This is a genomic window from Chitinophaga sp. MM2321 (genome assembly GCF_964033635.1).
Taxonomy (GTDB): Bacteria; Bacteroidota; Bacteroidia; order Chitinophagales; family Chitinophagaceae; genus Chitinophaga.
The window spans coordinates 1377875-1398117 of record NZ_OZ035533.1 but is presented as its reverse complement, the minus strand read 5'-3'; the positions used below and the strand labels follow the sequence as shown (position 1 = coordinate 1398117).

The window sequence follows — 20243 nt, the reverse complement described above, 5'->3', positions numbered from 1 at the left end:
AACGGGTACATCTTTATTTTAATCTGACTTCCATTACTCCCTTTGCGTGAAGGAAAGGAAACGCAGCCTGCGAAAGGCCGCGTTTTTCTCCATCCTTATATACCTAAAAAACCATCTTAGTGCAGGATATTAATTGCCGCCCTGTTTAACACGATTCTGCTCTGCTTCCAGTCCTGTCTCACGGTTACGGGCTGCTTTCACATTGTTATTACCAAAGCGGTAAGTGAATGTGAGGCGTACCTGTTGTGCATCCCACTTACTGTATACAGCCGTATTTCTGCCGGCGTTATCAAAGGAACCACGGAAATACTGCGTTTTAAGTATATCTGTAACATTCAGCTTCAGGGTACCCTTTCCTTTGAGTACTTTTTGCTGTAAACCCAGGTCCAGGCTATACATAGACTTCATTTTGAATAAACCCTCATTAGCCACCTGCGGAGAAACATAAAAGAAGGAGGCTTCTGCAGACAGGTCTTTTGTAAGGGTAAATGTTTGCTGCGTACGGCCAAAGAAGCCGGTAGCACCAAGTTTTACGGGATTGTTGTTTACAACCGTTTCATACATATTGTAAGAAAGCGATACTGTTGTAAAGCTGGTCCACCATTTAGTGATGGGTAACGGCATAGAAACATTCAGGTTGAAGTTATCTGCTTTTGCCACATTCAGGAACTTATATTTAAGCACGGTTGTATCGCCGGTAGCGTGGTCCACATCTGCTTCCAGTATCCTGGTCATCATATTTTTGGTGTGGGAATAACCAAGAGAAGTGATCAGGAACTGTTTGAAGGTATGGGTCACTTCAAAGTTGTTGGAATACTGCGGCTTCAGGTTAGGATTACCTGCTTCCTTGGTATATCTGTCCAGATAAAACTCAAATGGATTCAGGTCTTCATAGCTGGGGCGCTGAATACGGCGGCTGTAGGTCAGTCCCAGGGTATTGTTCTTGTTCAGATTATACGTTACAGCCGCACTTGGAAACAGGTTGAAATAAGTAGAGTCATTATTTGCTGCCGTCATTTGCTGATCCTTCATGGATTCTGAATGACCAGAGATATGTGTCTGTTCTCCCCGTAATCCCAGCTGCACACCCCATTTGTCAAACTGTTTATTGTAGTTAATATATGCTGCATTGATGTTCTCCTTATATATAAAATGATTGGAGCGGTTTTCATCCATTATCCAGGCGCCGCTTCTCAGGGAATCAAAACGGGCATTGTTGTCAGTTGTCACGAAACTCACTTTGACACCGGCTTCCAGCTTAGCCTGATTTTTCAGCGGATGCGTGTAGTCGATCTTTGCCGTTTTAATTTCAATATTGGAAGGCTGGTTATTGCGGGAAGTATCGCTGCCCAGTATGTTTTTTCCTGCTCCATCACGGGAGAGTGCGAGGATCTCTGAATGTTGTCTGTCTGTATTCCGGGCATAGTCCAGGTCAACATTCAGTTCTTTACCGGTAGAATCCAGCACGCCGCGGTAGTTGAGGTTGTATGCACCTCTCTTCCATTTTGCGCCATCATTGGTGTTGGTATATAAGATAGAATCAACGGTATTGCCGTTACCGATACGGGTGGTAGCGTAGCTGGGAATAGTGCGGTCCCTGGCTGCAAGGTCCACCATCACACCGATGGTATGTCCTTTGGCGACAAAGTAGTCGGCGCCTATTTTACCGGCCTGGTAGTTGGATTGCTGACGCATGGTGTTGGTCTGGTCATACACCCGGAACACACCTTTGTCTGTTAAAGAGCGGTACAAACCCAGATCTTGCTGCTGTTCGCGGTGACTGTAATTATAAGACCCATATATATTGAACTTTTCATTGCGGTGGTTCAGGTTGAGTCCTGCGTTATAGCGGGGCCATACACCATAGGCGCCACCCAGCGTAACATTCCCGTTGGTACCGTAGTTCCTGTTCTTTTTCAGTTTCAGGTTAATGATCCCTGCGTTGCCGGCTGCATCGTACTTGGCGGAAGGATTGGCAATCAGTTCAATCTGTTCAAGATTTGAACTGGGCATGCTTTTCAACAACTCGGCAACGTCCTGGGAGGTCATATTGGTTGGTTTACCATCTATCATGATTACTACCCCACCTTTACCTTTCATAGAGATGTTACCATCTTTATCAACATTGATAGTGGGCGATTTTTCCAGCACTTCCATGGCAGTACCACCGGCGCCGGTGATGCTGTTTTCTACATTTACGATCATTTTATCTGCCCTTTGTTCTATAAAAGGCTTTTGTGCGGTTACCTCTACTCCTTTCAGGTTTTTGGCGGCGGTTTCCAGGGAAATCGCTGGCATCCGTAAGCTGGTGGTGTTTATGTCGAATGTTTTGCTATAGGCTTTGGTCATACCTACTGCCGCAGCGGCTACCAGGTACTTCCCCTGTTTAACGTTTTCAAATTCATATTTACCGCTGATATCAGCTATAGCGCCTTTTACGAGCGATGAGTCTTTTGCTTTCAATAAAGTTACTGTTGCAAATTCTACTGGTTTTGCACCGGCTTGCGTTATTTGTCCAGCCACTTTAGGACCGCTTTGAGCCTGAGACGTGAATGCAGCGCCTAACACACCTATTGTTAATGTAAACGCTTTAAAAGTTGCTTTCATATAAGGGCGGATTTAGATTTTTTTAGTTTTTTAGTTTTTTAGATCAGTCCAGCTTAAAGAACCTTGGTTTCTATACTACAGTAGTAAGTCCACTACAGTAGCTTAACTACTACAGTGTAAAAGTAGGTATTGTGCATTGCATAGTACATAACTTTACATAAACGGTCTGTAGATAGGGATGATTGGTAATTTTGTTAAAAAGACGACTGGGCAGAAAGAATGTTGCAGGGGGAATTGGGGGAGATCAAATAGCGGTATTTATGCAGGATAACCGGCAGAAAATAGGGGTCAAATCGGTTTTTGGGATTTAATTATTTAGAGATGTAGCTATTTTGTTTCCAGAGTTGAAACAAAATAGCTACATCTCTAAATAATTAAATCCCAAAATATTAATTGAGGCTTTCGTCTATGCGGATCATTTTTCTGTGGGTAGTTCTGCGGCGGTGGTAAAGCTGCATCGCATATACAAATAGTACCATAACGGAAGAAACGAGTAGCAGCGACCAGGTGTTGCGCAGCCATAGCAGCAGGTATTCGGGGGAAAGTATGTCACTCACAGTCCATGTTCCGGAGGTTCCGATGGTGGCCAGGTCTGTAATGGGGTTATAATCTGTATACCTGCTACCCGGTTTAAAATGCACATGCTGCATCAGTTCAGGCAACAGTTTCCTGATATTTTCGAGCTGAGAAGCCGCTGCTATGGCATTAAAACACAGGGCGCCCTTCCTGCTAAGGATCCGCATCTCATAGTTGAGCACGGGTTGTTGGTTATTGCTGAAGTGGAGTATCCTCGCCCAGTGCAGGGTATGATCTTTTTTATCGAAATAGGGCGGGAAGGCCCACTGCATGGTGGTAACAACGTCAATATCATTCTCCCGGCGCCAGTCATTCTCTGTTTTTATATCCTCTTTCATCTGCTGCAACAGGTTGGCATAATTAATATGCCTTGCTTCCTTTTCACTCACATAACCGGATGACTCCAGCGAAACTTCGAGGCCCCACACGTCTTTATCCATTGGACCTACACGGGCAGGCAGCAGGAGCCCTACGGAATTCGGGTTTTCCGGATTTCCCCATAGATGTGCTACCAGTAACTTGCTCTGTGCGGCATCCAGGAAACGATAACCAGCAGGCACCTGCAATACCACCCCTTCGCCCAGCACTACCTCGCCCTGTTGGTAAGAGAAAGAGGCACTGATCAAATCGGCAGCATCCAGTTTATCATATTTACTCAAACTGTCTTCCCTGTTGTTGGCTATCATCTGCAGGGGCACTAACAAGCAAACAATCAATAAGCTCCAATAAAACTTATCCATAACTCTGATTAAATGGTCACTGTATTATTATCAGCTTAACAAAAATGGATTAATAATAAGGAGGGTGTTATAAATTAAAACAATGGGGTGTTTTTGACTCTTCTGAAAAATAAAAAAATTATCAATGCCATCCTATAGCACATTATATACATTTTGGTTCCGCAGACAAATGTCATGGAGGATTGTCATCCGGCACCCACCAAGACCTGTAATGACGACACATAACAATCCTGTATACCTGATGGTAATCTCCACATTTTCATTGTTCTCCACTATATATAAGGATATGCTTACAAGATAGAAAAAACTATTTACTTATTCACCCAACTGCAAATTATCCAGGAGATCGGGTAGCTCCTGTTGCAGCAGTTCAAACAATTCCCGTTCTTCTTTTCGTATATGCGCTTCCAGGCTGATGGCCAACTGGTCCATATCATCATCCAGTTGCACACTGTCCACCAGGCCACTGTACATACGGGAAATGCTCCGGTGCTCTGATTGCAGTTCCGCTACCAGGGCATCAATGGTGGCATTTTTACCAATACATTTTTCGAACAGGTATTCTTCTTTCCGGATGTGCGGCACCATTAATTCCTGGAATACTTTTACGATGTATTCAAACCTGGCCTGGGTTTCCAACGGAAAACCCTCATATGCGGCGGCATTTTTCTTAAGATACCGGCATACAAATAAAAGACGCTTATGCTCGTGCGATAAAGGCACTAAAGTTGAGTGGCGTTGCATATAATATTATCAGGAAATAGTGGTTTCGGCTGCCCTTTTTTTACGGCAATACCATATTAATACAATACCGGCTACTACCATCAGGGTAGCAATAATTTCAGCCTGGGTGGGATGAAAACCGAAAATATTGTACTTCGTATTCACTCTTATCTTCTCTATAAAAAATCTTTCAATACCATTCAGGATCAGGTAAATGCCGAAAATAACGCCTGGTGTAGTCACCTTCTTACGGATTGACCACAATACCCCGAACAAAATCAGGCAGGCAATAATCTCATATAACGGTGTGGGGTAAACGCCGATTGGTAATACCCTGCAATATTGCCCATCGCAACCTGGTAAAGGCACGCCTTCTTTAATGACATTGTGGGGATACCCGGAGGCAAAGAACCAGTCGGGCAGAAAGCCCAGTGCGGCCGGTTTTGCGAATGGTGCGTGCGGGATGTGTGCCACATCGCTGTATTGCTGCTGAAAAAAGAAAGCATTTTGTTTTACAACCTGGTCAAATTCTGCCGGGGCCACATTCACCACATGGCCGGTAGTATCTGTAACATAGGCACTGTTGTAAATGCCCCAGTCGCCGTCGCCGGAAAACTGGCAGCCCATTCTGCCGATAGCATAAGCCAGCATGAGCGCAGGCGCAGCACTATCTATCAGTTGTCTGACATTGATCTGTTTTTTGCGGGCATACCTGATGATCACAATGGCAGCTACTATCAGTCCACCATAAAAAGTAAGACCGCTAAAAGACAGCAAAGCCCCGATAGGATCCTGTACAAAGTCGCTCCAGTTTTCGAGGTTGTGGAATACTTTAGCACCGAGCAACCCGGCAACAGCCGCCATAACAATAATGTCCGGCACACGCTGGTGTGGCCATACAGGTACTACTTCTTTCTTAACGGTGGTAATTTTTCTTTTTCTGGCGCTGTTGTATTTGAGGAAAACAAAAAGTGCGGCCAGCAACAGTCCGGCCAGGAAACTACCCTGACTGGAAAGGATGTATCCCTGAAAATCCTGCGAAGCAGTATCCCAGTTTAATACCAGCCCTACAGCTTTCCATCCCAGCAGGAAACCCATCACACCATTTCCTATCAACTCTCCCGTAGTAGCAGGACCGCTCACCACCATCATTTCAGACATTGGCAGCAGCCAGCCCAGTTTTTCCCGGCGCTTTAATTCCAGCGTCAGTATATAAGCGCCGGCCAAAAAAGCGATTGCTACAAAAAAGCCAAAAGTCTGGAAAATTTTCAGGACGGGAATCTCTAAACCTAGCAGATCTCTGAAAGCGTAATATAAATTAGGATACATAGCCAAAAAAAATTGGTGATCTGAGTTTTCCTATGAACAAAGCCGAATTTAATCAAAAGGAAAATCAAACCACCAAAGTACGATGCAATTTTCAATTTCGAAATTTGAATTTCGAAATTTCCATATTTAACAATATTGTTCGAATGCGTCTGCGAGGTTAGCCGCAATCATTTGTGCAGAACGACCTTCAATCATGTGGCGTTCAATGAAATGTACTAATTCACCATTCTTAAATAAAGCAATAGCGGGAGAAGAAGGAGGATAAGGCAACAGATGTGTACGGATCTGGTTTACTGCTTCTCCGTCAAAACCGGCAAAGCTGGTAGTCAGCCTGTCTGGTTTCTTTTCACTGTGAGCTACGGCTAATAATACACCTGGACGCGCAGTACCTGCAGAGCAGCCACATACGGAGTTAATAACTACCAGGGTAGTACCATCTTGCTTCAGCGCGCTTTCTACGCTGGCTGAGGTCAGCAATTCTTCAAAACCTTTGTCTGTTAATTCTGCCTTCATGGGCATTACTAGTTCTGCTGGATACATATCGTTTATAATTTTTTTTGTTTAGCGTTTTCACAAAGTTATACATATAGGAGCAAAAAGTAAAAAAATGCATGATCAAAAAGACTTTTTGACACAACAAATACAATACAAATGACACTTTGTCATAATCTGTAACGTTTTTACTAACAAAATAGCAGTTTTAGCGGCATGGTATCCCATTTGATCTGTACCTGGTACCGAACAAAATTTTATTTCTCACTAAAAATTTATAAAAGCTATGACACTCGTAAAATTTAACCACAGCCCTCTTCCCAAAACATTTAACGGAATCGTTGAAGACATTTTCAATGGCGGATGGAACAAGTATGTAAAAGATGATTTTCTGACCAGCGATTACTTTACCACACACCCACCGGTAAACATCGTGGAAACCAAAGAAGCATTTTTAGTTGACGTAGTAGCACCGGGTTTCTCTAAAGAAGATTTTAAAATCAGTGCAGACGACAAAACCTTAACCATCAGCGCAGAAAAGAAGGTAGAAACTAAAAGCGAAAGCGACAAACAGGTACGCCGTGAATTTAATTTCAAATCCTTTAAACGCTCCTTCAGCATCAGCGATGTGGTAGATGGCAGCAAGATCCAGGCTAAATATGATAATGGCGTCCTGAAAGTAACCTTACCTAAAAAGGAAGACAAACAGGAAGCAGTGAAAGAAATAGTAGTAGAATAAGGACCAGGATTATAGGGAATTAACAAGATGGCCAGGATTGAACTGGGAGAAAAATGCGAATATCTTCGCTAATATCTCCTGGTTCAATCCTGGCCATCTTGTTAAATCCCTATAATCCTGGTCAATTTCACACGAACGTTTAATCTACCTAGTATATTAATACGATAATTTGCCAATCCTAAGCATGCAGCAATGGCAAAGTATTTCAGGCAAGCCTGGTTATTCACAAGATTCATTTATACCAGCTCGGAAAAGGCTGTGATCGGAAACAGTGTACTTCATACGGAAGATACCTATGAACAGGCCCGGATCCGGCTTGTCTTCGATTATATTTTCTTCTATCTCGTGCTATTGATGCCCATCATGTTCATCGCTATGATCAGTCAGAACGAGATAAACATGTTACTGATACCGCTTCTGGCCGTCATCCTGTTCGGCTGCCTGCTCTTGCTGAGAAAGGGAGCTTCCACTAAAAAAGCGGCCAGCGTCGCATCTTTAAGCACCTTGGGCATTCCCATCCTCTCCTCTTTTTTCAACAACCAGGACCTTTCACCCAAGTATGCGGTGATCTGGGCCATGAGCATCCTATTGGCTTATATTGCGGTAAACCTGCGCACTTCGCTTGTATACTGCCTGGTATTAGCCGGCTACCTTTCTGTGGTGGCATATATTAAACTGCACCATATCCACGTGTATGTAAGCCCCGGGCATTCTGCCTTCTTTCAATATGCAGTCAACCCCGTTATCGTGGTATTGTACATGCTGTTACTGATCAGAACACTGGGACAGTACTACCGGAACATCATATCTATGGAGCAAAGACGCACTGCGGCAAAGCACAAACAACATCTTTCGCTGATCAATCAAAATCTGACCAAACAGTTCCTGCTGGTGAAAGGTTTTTCCAGCTCCGGTAGATCGGCTTTTATGAATGGAGAAATGGAGCTGCTGGAAGCCTGTTTTACAGAAATTGAAAAACAATGCGGCACCGCCATCAGCTACCTGGAAGATGCGCAGGAAAACTGACCTACACGTCCGTGTGAGATATAACATTTTTTTACAACTCATTTCATCGATTGTTATTCAATTGGTCCATATTGCCCTTCCGCTGATAAGCGCGCTACTGGTCATCTTGATAAAATGAGTAATAATAAATTGTTGTTCCAACAACTATTTTTGTTAATAGGAGGTTAAAAAAAATTACAACTTTTAGGTCTTACAAATGGCGCGGAGCTACTATATCTTTGTTACACCAAACTTACTCCTATTGTCCTTATGCTGTTGAATATCATCTAACCTATGCCATGATAGGGGTCTCAGTAACATGAACCCCTTTTTTTATTTAGTCATTTAATTATTTAGAGATTTGGTTGTTTAGTTTCAGAAAGGAATTTCCCTTTGTACTAAGCAGCCAAATCTCTAAATAATTAAATGACTAAATAAATTAAGCCCCCCGAAAAATCGGGGGGCTTCCAGTAGGATTACTAACCCATTTTTTTAATAACCCAAAATCTTCAACATGCTCTGAGCTGTTTGCTCCTTTGCGTATAACCAATCTTTCAACTGGCCGTTTTTGTCGTACCCCACGATGACATGCTTGGGCGAAGGTATAAGACAATGCTTGATACCACCATACCCGCTCAGCTGATCCTGGTAAGCGCCTGTATGGAAGAAGCCAATATATAGTGGTTCTCCCGTAGGCTGTTGTTTCGGCAAAAATACCGCGTTTATATGCTCTTCAGATGTATAAAAATCATATCCGTCGCAGGTGAGGCCGCCCAGGTGAACTTCCTGGTATTCCTGATCCCACTTATTAATAGGTAGCATCAGGAACTTCTCCCCGATCCCCCAGGTGTCCGGCAACGTGGTAATGAAAGAGCTATCAATCATATACCAGGATTCCCGGTCATTCTGCATCTTTTCACCTATCACACTATAAATCACTGCACCGCTTTCTCCCACTGTAAAAGAGCCAAATTCTGTGTAAATATTCGGCACAGGTACCTTATTCTTCTTACACATGCTTTTGATATTGGCTACAATTTCATTGACGATGTAATTGTAATCGTAGTCAAAACCCAGGGAGTGCTTAATCGGAAAACCGCCACCCACATTAATACTATCCAGCTCAGGACAAATCTTCTTCAGCTGGCAGTAAAGGTTGATCACCCGGTTAAACTGACTCCAGTAGTAGATATCATCCTTAATCCCCTTGTTCATGAAGAAGTGCAGCATTTTCAGCTCAAACTTCTCATTACCCTTGATCTTATCTACATAATACTCCAGGATATCACGGGGAGGAATACCTAACCGGGAAGTATAAAAATCAAAGCTGGGCTCTTCTTCTGCTGCTACACGCAAACCCAGTTTCACTTTATCCTTTATTCTTATATTCCTTTTATAGTCTTCCAGTTCTTCTTTGTTATCAAGTACCGGTACAACATTCTTAAATCCGCTGTTGATCAGTCGCGCGATGGCCCGGGTATAAGATTTTGTTTTAAAACCATTACAGATAACAAAGGTCTCCTTATTAATCTTCTTACGCTCGTGTAACTTATTGATGATGTCAATATCGTATGCAAAAGACGTCTCTATATGTACACCATGCTTCAACGTTTCCTCCATTATAAAGGAGAAATGCGAGCTTTTGGTGCAATAGCAATAATAATAGTCCCCGTCGTACCTGTTCTTTTTAATGGCATCCTGGAACATCTTTTTTGCTTTGTTGATCTGCATCCCGATTTTAGGAAGGTAGGTCAACTTAAAAGGCGTCCCGTACTTGTCAATCAGCGCCTTAATATCCAAACCGTTAAATTCCAGGTAGTTATCTTTTACTTCAAAGCCCTCCTGGGGAAATTCAAAAGTCTGTTTAACGAGGTCGGTGTAGGTGTTGTTCATTTAAATCTGCAAATGATTTAGTAATAAAATTTAAACTACAGGATAAATGCTCCTTTTCCCTCGCTGGAAACTCCTGGTTTACACACCTACGTCAGTTCTAAACCCAGCAAAATTGGTTGCAAATCTAAATATTTTGTCGATTGCTACAGTAATTTTTTTCCAGAGGTGTTAATTAAAAGTGGGCAAAAACCACTACAAATATACAAACAATTATAAATCAACACATTGAATAAATTTATTTAATGTTTTAATCAACCTTCTTTAATAACGCTTAATGCCTGTTTTCCTTCGCAAAAAAGCGGGTCGAGGATACTTAAGCCGGGAATAAAACCGGCACGCTCCTGAAATACCTGGGTATAACGGGTTGGTTCTGCGGAAATCACGTTTGGTAAAATAGTACCACGCGCATCGGTAACACCAGGCACATCCTTTTGATAACTTTCCGTAAAGGTAACCGGCACCGAAAGGCCGAGCTTGCTGTTTATCCATTCAAAACATGCCATGTTCCAGTCGAGCAAGAAGTCATATTGCTTTTGAAACAACCCTTCAAAGTCGGCTTCATAATATTCAAACCAGGGAGAACGACGATAAGCAGACACGAGCGTTTTCCAATGCAGCGACTGCCATTTTTCTTCATTGCTGATCCGAACATCCTTCATAACCGTGCGCTGATTTTTTCCTCTCGCCAGGGGGACACTTAAAATCATACGGCCATTTGGTCCAGCAACATAACAACGGTTCCTGAAACTCAGCTTCTGGTAGTGTTCATATTTTTCAATCTGTAATATGTCGTGTTTAATTAAAGTTTTATAGAAGTCAATCGGCGGAAAGAACTGAGACTCAATTAGTAATGTTCCTTCCTTTTTGTTCTCTGTCATAATGTCAAAATTTTTACCTGCGGATACAAAAGCAAATCATTCACCTGTGCAGTTGCTTAAGATCAAACACTTAACAATTAACTTTAAGTAACTGGTTAACAGTTCATAGAAAAGTTAATAATATGCTAATAAACTTAGTAGTCGTATGATTACGGCAAAAGACCAGGCTAATGCAAAAATACTAAAGAAATTAGTCGCTTTTTTGATCATTTTTAGCGAACAGAGGAGGAAGTGTAAAGATAACAGAAATTTATAAAGAATGTATTTTTTTATATTTGTTTTATGAGCAATACAAATGTAGTCCGCTCCCATTCCCGATGAGTATCCAACATTTAGAAACAGCAGAACCCCCTTCAATTTATCCAAAACGGTAGTGTTTGCTATCCTCACAAAAAGAAAGATAAACATACACCCCTCTAAAGAGACTGTCATCAAAAAAGTGAATTGTCATCACTCTATGATGGCTTCTTTTTCGGCAACACTTCCCCATTTATTCTCTCAACCGGAGATCTCAAATCAACGCATTACTCCTGCCTCCGGAAATGGGAAGGAGGTTAAAATGATGTTATTTTGCCTTGATCCAAAAACACGGAATTACCCACCCGATACCCCGATTGTCTCCCGGCTACCAATATGCTCCCCTCCGGGAGCAACCTAAGCAAAGACCATTTTAGCCCGTTTTACGCCACTTAAAAGAATGGCGCAGTAGTGTCAGGGTTGGTTAAATGTTTCCTAATAAAGCACCTCGCTTTTGTTAAGTAAAACCTTTGCAGTAGGTTTGGGTTTGAAAAAATCAAATGCCAACTTTCTCATGAAAGCATTCCGTTTATTATTGATAATTTTTGCAACCTGGGGACTCATCAGTTCCTGTGAGAAAATGAAGGATCTGCAATTTGTGCGGGTAGCCGGATTGGAGATGGATGAACTGGGTATGTCCAAAAGTATCGTAAGAATGACCCTGGCATATTACAATCCAAATAACTATAACCTCCAGCTGAAAGACGCCAATTTTGACCTGTTTTTTGATGATACACAGGTAGGCCATTCCATGCAGGACACCATGATCTATATCCCTGCTAAGGACACTTTCTATTTCCCGGTTAGACTCGAGCTAAATATGGCGAATGTGCTGAAAAACGCATTTAGCGCCTTTGCCAATAAAGAGGTGACCATCAAGGCCACCGGTAATTGCAAAGTAGGTAAAGGTGGGGTGTATCTCCCGTTCCCTATCAAATGTGAGACGAAACAGGCCTTAAATTTCTTCTGATAAGCAATAATAAAGGAAGCCGGTTAATTGGAAGAAGGGATTTTGTAAAACGATAAGGGCTGACTTCTCAGCCAGCCCTTCAAATATTTAGTGTTTCTTTTTCTTGTCTTTCTCCATGCCGCCGCCATCTTCAGGTTTCTTGCAGCAGGTAGGCAGTTTGGCGTAAGATTCTTCGTTAGCCGTTACATTATCCGCATCATAACCGGCATTTGCAATACCCGTTTTGATATTTTCAATGTTGGTACGGTCATCCCAGTATTTTACAGTGGTAATATGTTTCTTATAATCCACTTTTACCATCTCCACGCCTTCTTCCTGCGACATATACCGTTCGATACGGTTCTTACAGGACTCACACTGTACTGTTGGCGTACTGATTTTAGCGGTCAGTACCGTTTTCTTTTTCTGTTGTGCCATTGCTATGCCCATACTGGCCACCAACAAAAGCATCACTAATTTTAAGATACGCATAGTATAGATTTTGACACCCGAATATACAAAAAAAGTTATATCCATCAATCACTACCTGCCCCACTGATCCGGCGCACTCCGCCAGGCCTGCAAGGTGGCTATTTCATCAGCAGATACAATCCCTTTCTCTTCAGCCAGGGCAATCATTGCATTGTAATTGCTCAGGGAATAGTAGGGTACCCCCGCCGCTGCAAAGGCTTTCACGGCCACATCAAAGCCATAATTAAAGATAGACACCATGCCCACCACTTCGCCACCGGCTTCCCGGATAGCCTGTACGGCTTCGAGGCTGCTCTTACCGGTAGAAATCAGGTCTTCTACCACCACCACCGGCTGACCGGACTGTAATACACCTTCTATCCGGTTACCCATACCATGTTCTTTTGGTTTGGACCGTACATAAATAAACGGCAGCTTCAGCTGATCCGCTATCAGCGCACCATGCGGAATACCCGCCGTGGCAACGCCAGCAATCACCGCTGCATCCGGAAACGTTTCAAATACGACATTGCACAACTCCGATTTTATGTAGTCACGCACATAAGGAAAAGATAAAATCTTCCTGTTATCGCAATAGATCGGCGATTTCCAGCCGGAAGCCCATGTAAAAGGCTGTGAGGGGCTTAATTTCACCGCCTGCACCTGCAGCAATTTTTCTGCAACTTGTTTTTCGCTTATTGTACTCATACAGGCGCCAAAATTACTATGATTTATTTTGATTAAAACATATTGTTTTCATCAAAGTAATGATCCCCGTTATTACATTTGCAGGCATGCAAGCAAATATAACCATCTACCTGAATGAGCGCCCGCTGATCATCAGTGAAAACACAGGATCAGTACCCCCGGAAATTACTGCTATCGCAAAAATCTATACGAATCCTGATGCAGAGAAAATAGAAAAGATCCTGCAAAAGCTGGAAGAAGGGAAAAAAGAAGCGGTTGTTTTTATTACAGCAGATGTAAAACAGTTATTTAAAAAGATCTCCCTGCATTTTACCGTACTGGTAGCCGCAGGCGGACTAATCACCAACCCTGCCGGAGAAATACTGATTATGTTCCGCAGAGGTAAATGGGACCTCCCCAAAGGAAAACAGGATCCCGGTGAAGACCTGGAAACCTGCGCTGTCCGTGAAGTGGCAGAAGAAACCGGTTTACACAACATTACGCTGCAACATAAGATCACGGAAACCTTTCATTACTACCCCCTGAAAAATAAAAAGGTACTGAAACATACCTACTGGTATCGTATGCAGTTTACCGGCAATGAACTCACCATCCCACAGATAGAGGAAGATATACAGGATATTCAATGGATTAAACCGGAAAATGCGGATAAGTACCTGAAGTACTCTTATGAGAACATCCGGGAAGTATTCAAAGCGGAAAATATTTTGTGACCGGTTACCGTTTCGCCAGGATGGCTACTGTGAGCCTGCTTACGCAAACCAGGCGGTGCTGGTCGTCTGTAATACGGATATCCCACACATGGCTGGTAGCACCAATGTGAAGCGGCTTTGCACAGGCATGTACATAGCCGTTTTTTACACCACGAACGTGGTTGGCATTGATCTCCATTCCTACACAGATCTGTTTTTCAGCATCAATAACCAGTCCTGATGCCATACTACCCACTGTTTCCGCCAGGGCAACAGAAGCGCCACCATGTAATAACCCGTACGGCTGTACGGTTCTGTGATCAACCGGCATCATCATCTTCAGGTAATCAGGCCCAATTTCGGTAAACTCCATTCCCAGGTGTGTAGCCATGGTGGGGCCACCAATTTCATTCAACTGATCGAGGGAAATATTCAATGAGTGCCAGATCGCTTTCATATTAACGGTTTAAAATATTATAGCTTGTGCTTTTTGATGCCTTCCAGCACTGCTTCCGGCAGGAAGGGCTTTACATCTCCCCCATACTTATATATATCCCTTACCAATGTAGAGGCAATACTGGAATACTGGGGTATACATGTCAGGAAAATGGTTTCTATCTCCGGGGCAATGGTGCGGTTCACATCTGCGATAGCCTTTTCATATTCGAAATCGCTCACATAGCGGATACCGCGAAGGATAAAACGGGCATCTATCTTCTTACAAAAATCAATGGTCAATCCCTGGTAAGCACTTACTTCTACCCGTGGATCGTTTTTATAAACCTCCCTGATCCATGCTGTCCGCTCTTCAAGTGTGAACATCGGCGTTTTGCTGCTGTTGGTACCGATACCTATCACGATGCGGTCAAACAGATCCAGTCCACGGCCAATTACATCGGTATGGCCCAGGGTAATGGGATCGAAGGTTCCCGGAAATAAACAGATCCTCATGGAAGTTTATTGGTTTAGTAATTTATTGATCAGCGTTTCAATTCTTCCCTGTTAATAAAGATAGTGAATACTGTGCCGCCATAACTCCGTTCCGAACGGAAATAAGATGCTTCCCTGAAATCGTGCTGCCGTGTATGTTCCAGCACCAGCCATCCTTCGGGGTTTAGCAGTTGTTGTGTGAAAATAATGCCGGGCAACTGATGCAGCGTATCCATTCCGTATGGCGGGTCTGCAAAGATAAAATCAAATTTCTCCGTACACTGTTGCAGGTATTTAAAGACGTCCATCTTCACGATTTTCAGGGTGCTGATGTCCAGCAACTTCGCTGTTTTGCTGATAAATTCCGCCATAGCAGGATCTTTTTCAACAATGGTCAGGTTTGTAGCCCCCCTGGAAGCCAGTTCGTAGGTGATACTGCCGGTGCCGCCAAAAATATCCAGTGCTTTTAATGATGGTATGTCCAGGTTGTTCTCAATAATATTAAACAATCCCCCTTTTGCAATATCTGTAGTTGGCCTGGTATTAGGCATTTTTGCAGGTGGTTGAATCTTTCTGCCCCCACTCTCTCCTCCGATTATACGCATAACGCTAACGCATACAAATTGTGAAAATAATAACCCGGTATTTCCTGCATCTTGGTAATATAGCTGAAACCCGGTAGTCTTTGTATCCATTCCAGCTGCGGAATAAATTTATACATTTCCTGGTATACCCCGGAATCTGTACCGATGGCGCCGCCCAGTTTTACCTTTACGCGTTGCTCGTCCAGCCCCAGTTGCCGCAAGGTATTCACCAGCAGGTATACCATATCAAGTCCGCCTTCATATTCATGTTGCTGCTGAATCAACAATTTACCCCCCTTGTATACGGTGATGGTAACGCTGTGTTTTTGTACTTCCAGGAAAGCAATTCCTTCTTCGCTGTTGAAATCAAAATCCAGTGGATATGATTGCAGCAAAGCCGAGTTGGCATGAATGGCCAGGTCAGTCGAAAACTCTTTCCGTAAAAATCCCAGCAGGTCTTTGTCTACGCTGTAAATGTTCACCATCGGCAATGCAGGGATCAGATCAGACAGCACTGCTTCCTGGATCTTTTCAGGCTGTACCACGTGCAGGTAGTCCTTCTTCAGGGAAGGCAGGTAGTAGAGCTGCGGCACCAATACACCGGTGCCGGTATCAAATGCCAGCAGGATAGATTTAAAGGCGGTAAACAGCAGCTTGTCCATATCAAACACCTCTTCAATCATTTCCAGGTCGGCTATAGCCAGCTTCTGTGCCTGAAAATGATACGACTTCAATGCCAGAAATTTTTTGGCAACCGGTTCATACACTACATAACTGAAGGTACCGCTTCCTACCAGCACCAATAAATGGCAGGCTGTCAGATCCGTCTCCAGTAAGGTTTCATCATCTACTGTAAACGCGGGATGGATGTTGTAAGCCACAGGCAATGTTTAACATTTCAAATGAATTACAATAATAACCTTTTTAGTTTATTGGTAAGGCTGTTTTGTTGTTTTATATAAGGCAGATGATAAACATATAACTATATCTTTGTTTTTTATGACCAACAGATAAGCACTTCATGCAACTGGAAGCAACAAACCGGCAGATCTTTAAATTAGCTGCACCTATATGCCTGGCACTGATCATACCCCAGTTCAACCATATGACCAACACCGCTTTCCTGGGGCGTTTGGGCGAACTGGAACTCGCAGCCAATGGCATCGCCGGCATCTATTACCTGGTCATGTACATGATTGCCTACGGATTGAATAACGGCTTACAGGTACTGATAGCCAGGCGCGCAGGGCAACAACAGCTTGCCGGCATCGGACAGCTTTTTTCCAACGGCCTGCAGGTAGGTATCGTTTTTACGCTGTTGGGGATCCTGCTTACCCTCCTGGTAGCTCCCTGGTTCTTTTCCAAAAGTTTACATAACCACGAGATTTATGAAGCGGCTGTTTCGTTTATCCGTATCCGTATATGGGGGCTGCCTTTCCTTATGATACTGAGCATGACCAATGCATTTTATATTGGGAGCGGTCATTCCAAAGTACTGGCGATCACCTCTCTCTGCCAGGAAGTGGTTAACATCTTTTTTGATTACACCCTTATCTTCGGCAAACTGGGATTTGCGCCCATGGGGCTCAACGGCGCCGCTGTAGCCTCTATCATCGCAGAGGTAACCGGTTGCTCGGTAGCTTTCAGCATTCTCTTTATCAACCGTTATCACCTCAAATACAGTCTTTTTAGTTTCTGGCGCCCAAGTTGGGATGTAATCAAAAACATACTGAATGTATCGGCGCCACTGATTATACAGTTCTTATTCAGTATCGGTAGCTGGTTTGTCTTCTTTATTTTTATAGAACACCTGGGAGAGCGCCCGCTGGCTATATCCAATATGTTGCGGAGCATCTTCGGTTTCTTTGGCATCTTCACCTGGGCGCTGGCAGCGGCTTGCAATACCATGGTCAGTAATCTCATCGGACAGGGGCGGCAGGACCAGGTTTTTACTATCATTAAAAAGATTTCGCTGATCAGTGTTGCCTGCGCTACGTTTGTATGTGTGCTGGTAAACATCTTTCCTTACACCTTATTACATATCTACACCAGCGATGCTACATTAATCGAAGCGGCAATTCCATCCATCCGTGTTATTACACTGAGCACCATCCTGATGGCTATTGCAGCTGTTGTACTGAGTGGTGTAACAGGTACGGGCAATACACGCATGAACCTACTTACGGAATGCACGGCGGTGGTGGGATATTTGATTTATTGTGATGTAGTGGTAGAGCGGATGCGCAGTCCCCTTCACCTGGCGTGGGGAGCCGATTTTATTTACTGGATCCTCATTTTTAGTATGAGCGCCCTGTATCTGAGAAGCGGGAAATGGAAAGGAAAGGTTATCTAGTTCATCATTCTAGTTACTGCAAATCGTCCAGCATCTTTTTACAATCTGCTTTGATACTGGCGTCGTCCTGGTAAATATTACGGAGTGTCAGTGCTTTTTTGAGTACTTCAATTGCTTTCTCCTGTTGGTCGTTTTCTTTGTAGGACCTGGCCAGTTCATAATAGTTGAGGATAAAGCCAGGGTCGAGCTGCCGGCATTTTTCGTAGTTGTTGATGGCTTCTTGCAGGGAGCCTTCGGGGAGGCCACCGAAAAGCATTTTGGCAGCACCGCGTTCAAAGGCATTGAGGTTGGCTACTTCAAAGTTCCATTTCCCCAGTACATGGTATGCCTGTGCTAAAGCGGGATTGAATTTAATAGCCAGTTCCGCATACTTCTTCACTTCTTTGGATGCAGCTACTTTATCCTTTGCGCCGGATATCAGTGCCATACGGCCCATCGCTACTGCCATGGCATTGTTGGCATCCGCGTTATTGGGATCTACCTTTAATGCTTGTTGGGCATAGCTTTTAGCCTGATTAAAATAATTTGTTTTATCGTCTTTGCTTTTCTGCCGGTTGCCGATGCGGGAACAGAGCTGGCTGGCCTGTGTTAAAGCCCTGATATCGTCGGGTTGTATTTTCAGGATTTCCTTATCTTTTTCAAAGGCATCCGGTTCTTTCATCTGCAATTCCAGTTGCTTCGCCTGTTCCACCATTTCGTCCACACTTTGTGCCTTTGCAATAAAGACAGCAAACACCAGGAAAGTAACTGCCATGATCCGTTTAAACATAGGAATGGTTTTTACAGCGTGAGAATTTGTTGATTAACTTATAGATATAAATCTACGAAAATTACAAATTAAAAACACCCCCTGCCATTCAAAATTGCTTTGACATCAATATTCTTTCTCCAGCGACACCATTGAATTGCGGATGCTGGCGCCCATTGGCGGATTCATTTTGCGGAGGGTAACAGTGCTTTGCTGTATAGCGGGATACCTTTCTTTCAGAAGGTCTGACAATGCATATACCACTTCTTCCAGCAGCGGCTTAGGTACGGCCATCACTGCTTTTGCAATTTCATAAAGTCCCTGATAATTAACAGTTTCCGAAAGATCATCCACCGGCACGGTGCCGGGTATACGAACAGCAATGTCCAGGATAAAATCATTACCGATAATGGTTTCTTCCGGGAAATAACCGTGATAAGCATGAAAGGAAGCCTGTTCCAGGGCAATAGTCAGCATAAAGTATTTTCGGATTTACGAATTTTGAGATTTTGGAATTTTGTTTGAGGAAATAAAATATTCAAATAGTTAAATCTCAAAATTCCAAAATCCCAAAATAATTATTGTTGGTGCTCTTTTGCCGAAAGATATCTTTCCGCATCCAGGGCGGCCATACAACCGCTACCGGCGGCAGTTACAGCCTGGCGGTATATTTTATCCTGTACATCACCGCAGGCAAATACACCTTCGATGCTGGTACGGCTGGTACCAGGTACGGTGACGATATACTCCTGCTCATCGAGGGTAAGATAATCTTTGAAGATGCCGGAATTAGGTTGGTGACCGATAGCCACAAAGAATGCGCTGACAGGAACATCTTTCTTTTCCTGGGTTTTATTATTGTAGATTCTTACGCCTTCTACTTTTTTATCGCCGAGTACTTCATCTGTTTCCGAGTTCCAGTAAACGATGATGTTGGAAGTTTTCAATACACGGTCCTGCATTACTTTGGAAGCACGCATTTCATGTTTACGCACCAGCATATGTACGGTGCTGCACATTTTAGACAGGTACAGAGCTTCTTCGGCAGCGGTATCACCGGCGCCTACGATAGCTACTTCTTTACCACGGAAGAAAAATCCGTCACAAACGGCGCAGGCAGAAACGCCGCTACCATTGAGGCGTTGTTCGGAAGGAATGCCTAACCATTTGGCAGAAGCACCTGTAGCAATGATGATAGCGTCGGCGGTAATTTCTTTTTCTTCATCAATGGTCACTTTATAAGGTTGTTTGCTAAAATCTACGGAACTGGCCATACCATAGCGGATATCAGCACCCATGCGGGTAGCTTGTTTTTCAAAGTCTACCATCATTTCAGGGCCCTGGATACCTTCGGGGTAGCCGGGATAATTTTCTACTTCTGTAGTGATGGTGAGTTGTCCGCCGGGTTGGATGCCCTGGTATAATACTGGTTTAAGGTTGGCTCTGGCAGCATATATAGCAGCGGTATAACCGGCAGGGCCGGAACCGATGATCAGTAAATGTACATGTTCTTGTTGCTTGTTTTCCAT

Annotated in this window: 21 protein-coding genes; 5 read left to right on the top strand and 16 right to left on the bottom strand. The window is 43.5% G+C overall.

Translation table 11 applies throughout. The features are described from left to right. Nucleotides 1–129: 129 nt before the first annotated feature. From ABQ275_RS05305 to ABQ275_RS05285, 5 genes are all read right to left on the bottom strand, one after another. The gene (locus tag ABQ275_RS05305; RefSeq protein ID WP_349317234.1) at nt 130–2607 is read right to left on the bottom strand and encodes an outer membrane beta-barrel family protein; all 2478 of its coding nucleotides are present in this window, start codon (nt 2605–2607) and stop codon (nt 130–132) included. 389 nt (nt 2608–2996) lie between these two features. Further along, nucleotides 2997–3923, bottom strand: coding sequence for a DUF2167 domain-containing protein (locus ABQ275_RS05300; RefSeq protein ID WP_349317233.1), 927 nt, complete (start codon nt 3921–3923; stop codon nt 2997–2999). Between the two features lie 315 nt (nt 3924–4238). Next, nucleotides 4239–4667: a hemerythrin domain-containing protein gene (locus tag ABQ275_RS05295; protein WP_349317232.1), complete on the bottom strand. Its 429-nt coding sequence runs from the start codon at nt 4665–4667 to the stop codon at nt 4239–4241. Nucleotides 4668–4676: 9 nt separating this feature from the next. Further along, nucleotides 4677–5975 (bottom strand): prolipoprotein diacylglyceryl transferase family protein, encoded by a 1299-nt coding sequence (locus ABQ275_RS05290; protein ID WP_349317231.1) that lies wholly within the window; start codon nt 5973–5975, stop codon nt 4677–4679. Between the two features lie 126 nt (nt 5976–6101). Then, a complete protein-coding gene (locus tag ABQ275_RS05285) occupies nt 6102–6515 on the bottom strand; it encodes a BrxA/BrxB family bacilliredoxin (RefSeq protein ID WP_349317230.1) in 414 nt (137 codons plus the stop codon). Between the two features lie 238 nt (nt 6516–6753). On the opposite strand from ABQ275_RS05285, the gene ABQ275_RS05280 reads away from it, so the two are divergent. After that, nucleotides 6754–7206 carry an Hsp20/alpha crystallin family protein gene (locus tag ABQ275_RS05280; RefSeq protein ID WP_349317229.1) on the top strand — a complete coding sequence of 151 codons (453 nt, stop codon included), beginning with the start codon at nt 6754–6756 and terminating at the stop codon, nt 7204–7206. A gap of 192 nt (nt 7207–7398) precedes the next feature. Then, complete coding sequence (locus ABQ275_RS05275; RefSeq protein ID WP_349317228.1) at nt 7399–8232, top strand: hypothetical protein; 834 nt, start codon at nt 7399–7401, stop codon at nt 8230–8232. A 471-nt stretch (nt 8233–8703) separates the two neighbouring features. On the opposite strand, the gene ABQ275_RS05270 is transcribed toward ABQ275_RS05275, so the two are convergent. Together ABQ275_RS05270 and ABQ275_RS05265 are read right to left on the bottom strand one after the other, a co-directional pair. Next, nucleotides 8704–10104: an arginine decarboxylase gene (locus ABQ275_RS05270; RefSeq protein WP_349317227.1), complete on the bottom strand. Its 1401-nt coding sequence runs from the start codon at nt 10102–10104 to the stop codon at nt 8704–8706. Between the two features lie 251 nt (nt 10105–10355). Further along, complete coding sequence (locus ABQ275_RS05265) at nt 10356–10982, bottom strand: WbqC family protein (RefSeq protein WP_349317226.1); 627 nt, start codon at nt 10980–10982, stop codon at nt 10356–10358. 811 nt (nt 10983–11793) lie between these two features. Between ABQ275_RS05265 and ABQ275_RS05260 the strand changes: the two genes are divergently transcribed. Continuing rightward, nucleotides 11794–12249, top strand: a complete 456-nt coding sequence (locus ABQ275_RS05260; RefSeq protein ID WP_349317225.1) for an LEA type 2 family protein — start codon at nt 11794–11796, stop codon at nt 12247–12249. An 87-nt stretch (nt 12250–12336) separates the two neighbouring features. Here ABQ275_RS05260 and ABQ275_RS05255 read toward each other — a convergent pair whose 3' ends face one another. Both ABQ275_RS05255 and pyrE read right to left on the bottom strand, forming a co-directional pair. Then, nucleotides 12337–12720 (bottom strand): heavy metal-associated domain-containing protein, encoded by a 384-nt coding sequence (locus tag ABQ275_RS05255; RefSeq protein WP_349317224.1) that lies wholly within the window; start codon nt 12718–12720, stop codon nt 12337–12339. A gap of 51 nt (nt 12721–12771) precedes the next feature. Continuing rightward, nucleotides 12772–13407: an orotate phosphoribosyltransferase gene (gene pyrE / locus ABQ275_RS05250; RefSeq protein ID WP_349317223.1), complete on the bottom strand. Its 636-nt coding sequence runs from the start codon at nt 13405–13407 to the stop codon at nt 12772–12774. 86 nt (nt 13408–13493) lie between these two features. Between pyrE and ABQ275_RS05245 the strand changes: the two genes are divergently transcribed. Continuing rightward, nucleotides 13494–14120, top strand: a complete 627-nt coding sequence (locus ABQ275_RS05245) for an NUDIX hydrolase (protein ID WP_349317222.1) — start codon at nt 13494–13496, stop codon at nt 14118–14120. A gap of 4 nt (nt 14121–14124) precedes the next feature. Here the strand turns inward: ABQ275_RS05245 and ABQ275_RS05240 are convergent, their stop codons facing one another. From ABQ275_RS05240 to ABQ275_RS05225, 4 genes are read right to left on the bottom strand one after another with little or no spacing between them, the layout of a single operon-like run. Further along, the gene (locus ABQ275_RS05240; protein ID WP_349317221.1) at nt 14125–14556 is read right to left on the bottom strand and encodes a hotdog fold thioesterase; all 432 of its coding nucleotides are present in this window, start codon (nt 14554–14556) and stop codon (nt 14125–14127) included. A gap of 17 nt (nt 14557–14573) precedes the next feature. Beyond that, a complete protein-coding gene (gene coaD, locus ABQ275_RS05235) occupies nt 14574–15050 on the bottom strand; it encodes a pantetheine-phosphate adenylyltransferase (protein WP_349317220.1) in 477 nt (158 codons plus the stop codon). 29 nt (nt 15051–15079) lie between these two features. Continuing rightward, nucleotides 15080–15634, bottom strand: a complete 555-nt coding sequence (locus ABQ275_RS05230; RefSeq protein WP_349317219.1) for an RsmD family RNA methyltransferase — start codon at nt 15632–15634, stop codon at nt 15080–15082. Continuing rightward, entirely contained in the window at nt 15625–16494 is an 870-nt protein-coding gene (locus ABQ275_RS05225) for a DUF3822 family protein (protein WP_349317218.1), read from the bottom strand. The genes ABQ275_RS05230 and ABQ275_RS05225 overlap by 10 nt, the downstream gene beginning before the upstream one ends. A gap of 140 nt (nt 16495–16634) precedes the next feature. Here ABQ275_RS05225 and ABQ275_RS05220 point away from each other — a divergent pair, with 140 nt between their 5' ends. Beyond that, entirely contained in the window at nt 16635–17966 is a 1332-nt protein-coding gene (locus tag ABQ275_RS05220; RefSeq protein ID WP_349317217.1) for an MATE family efflux transporter, read from the top strand. Between the two features lie 13 nt (nt 17967–17979). On the opposite strand, the gene ABQ275_RS05215 is transcribed toward ABQ275_RS05220, so the two are convergent. The 3 genes from ABQ275_RS05215 to trxB all read right to left on the bottom strand — a co-directional run bounded on the left by ABQ275_RS05215 (nt 17980) and on the right by trxB (nt 20243). After that, nucleotides 17980–18735 (bottom strand): hypothetical protein, encoded by a 756-nt coding sequence (locus ABQ275_RS05215; RefSeq protein ID WP_349317216.1) that lies wholly within the window; start codon nt 18733–18735, stop codon nt 17980–17982. Nucleotides 18736–18840: 105 nt separating this feature from the next. Beyond that, nucleotides 18841–19191: a dihydroneopterin aldolase gene (locus tag ABQ275_RS05210; RefSeq protein WP_349317215.1), complete on the bottom strand. Its 351-nt coding sequence runs from the start codon at nt 19189–19191 to the stop codon at nt 18841–18843. Between the two features lie 101 nt (nt 19192–19292). Further along, nucleotides 19293–20243 carry a thioredoxin-disulfide reductase gene (trxB, locus tag ABQ275_RS05205; RefSeq protein WP_349317214.1) on the bottom strand — a complete coding sequence of 317 codons (951 nt, stop codon included), beginning with the start codon at nt 20241–20243 and terminating at the stop codon, nt 19293–19295.

Excerpts from the sequence above, each read along its gene's own strand:
- ABQ275_RS05305 (WP_349317234.1), bottom strand. The coding sequence starts at position 2,607 with ATGAAAGCAACTTTTAAAGCGTTTACATTAACAATAGGTGTGTTAGGC.
- ABQ275_RS05300 (WP_349317233.1), bottom strand. The coding sequence starts at position 3,923 with ATGGATAAGTTTTATTGGAGCTTATTGATTGTTTGCTTGTTAGTGCCC.
- ABQ275_RS05295 (WP_349317232.1), bottom strand. The coding sequence starts at position 4,667 with ATGCAACGCCACTCAACTTTAGTGCCTTTATCGCACGAGCATAAGCGT.
- ABQ275_RS05290 (WP_349317231.1), bottom strand. The coding sequence starts at position 5,975 with ATGTATCCTAATTTATATTACGCTTTCAGAGATCTGCTAGGTTTAGAG.
- ABQ275_RS05285 (WP_349317230.1), bottom strand. The coding sequence starts at position 6,515 with ATGTATCCAGCAGAACTAGTAATGCCCATGAAGGCAGAATTAACAGAC.
- ABQ275_RS05280 (WP_349317229.1), top strand. The coding sequence starts at position 6,754 with ATGACACTCGTAAAATTTAACCACAGCCCTCTTCCCAAAACATTTAAC.
- ABQ275_RS05275 (WP_349317228.1), top strand. The coding sequence starts at position 7,399 with ATGGCAAAGTATTTCAGGCAAGCCTGGTTATTCACAAGATTCATTTAT.
- ABQ275_RS05270 (WP_349317227.1), bottom strand. The coding sequence starts at position 10,104 with ATGAACAACACCTACACCGACCTCGTTAAACAGACTTTTGAATTTCCC.
- ABQ275_RS05265 (WP_349317226.1), bottom strand. The coding sequence starts at position 10,982 with ATGACAGAGAACAAAAAGGAAGGAACATTACTAATTGAGTCTCAGTTC.
- ABQ275_RS05260 (WP_349317225.1), top strand. The coding sequence starts at position 11,794 with ATGAAAGCATTCCGTTTATTATTGATAATTTTTGCAACCTGGGGACTC.
- ABQ275_RS05255 (WP_349317224.1), bottom strand. The coding sequence starts at position 12,720 with ATGCGTATCTTAAAATTAGTGATGCTTTTGTTGGTGGCCAGTATGGGC.
- pyrE (WP_349317223.1), bottom strand. The coding sequence starts at position 13,407 with ATGAGTACAATAAGCGAAAAACAAGTTGCAGAAAAATTGCTGCAGGTG.
- ABQ275_RS05245 (WP_349317222.1), top strand. The coding sequence starts at position 13,494 with ATGCAAGCAAATATAACCATCTACCTGAATGAGCGCCCGCTGATCATC.
- ABQ275_RS05240 (WP_349317221.1), bottom strand. The coding sequence starts at position 14,556 with ATGAAAGCGATCTGGCACTCATTGAATATTTCCCTCGATCAGTTGAAT.
- coaD (WP_349317220.1), bottom strand. The coding sequence starts at position 15,050 with ATGAGGATCTGTTTATTTCCGGGAACCTTCGATCCCATTACCCTGGGC.
- ABQ275_RS05230 (WP_349317219.1), bottom strand. The coding sequence starts at position 15,634 with ATGCGTATAATCGGAGGAGAGAGTGGGGGCAGAAAGATTCAACCACCT.
- ABQ275_RS05220 (WP_349317217.1), top strand. The coding sequence starts at position 16,635 with ATGCAACTGGAAGCAACAAACCGGCAGATCTTTAAATTAGCTGCACCT.
- ABQ275_RS05215 (WP_349317216.1), bottom strand. The coding sequence starts at position 18,735 with ATGTTTAAACGGATCATGGCAGTTACTTTCCTGGTGTTTGCTGTCTTT.
- ABQ275_RS05210 (WP_349317215.1), bottom strand. The coding sequence starts at position 19,191 with ATGCTGACTATTGCCCTGGAACAGGCTTCCTTTCATGCTTATCACGGT.
- trxB (WP_349317214.1), bottom strand. The coding sequence starts at position 20,243 with ATGGAAAACAAGCAACAAGAACATGTACATTTACTGATCATCGGTTCC.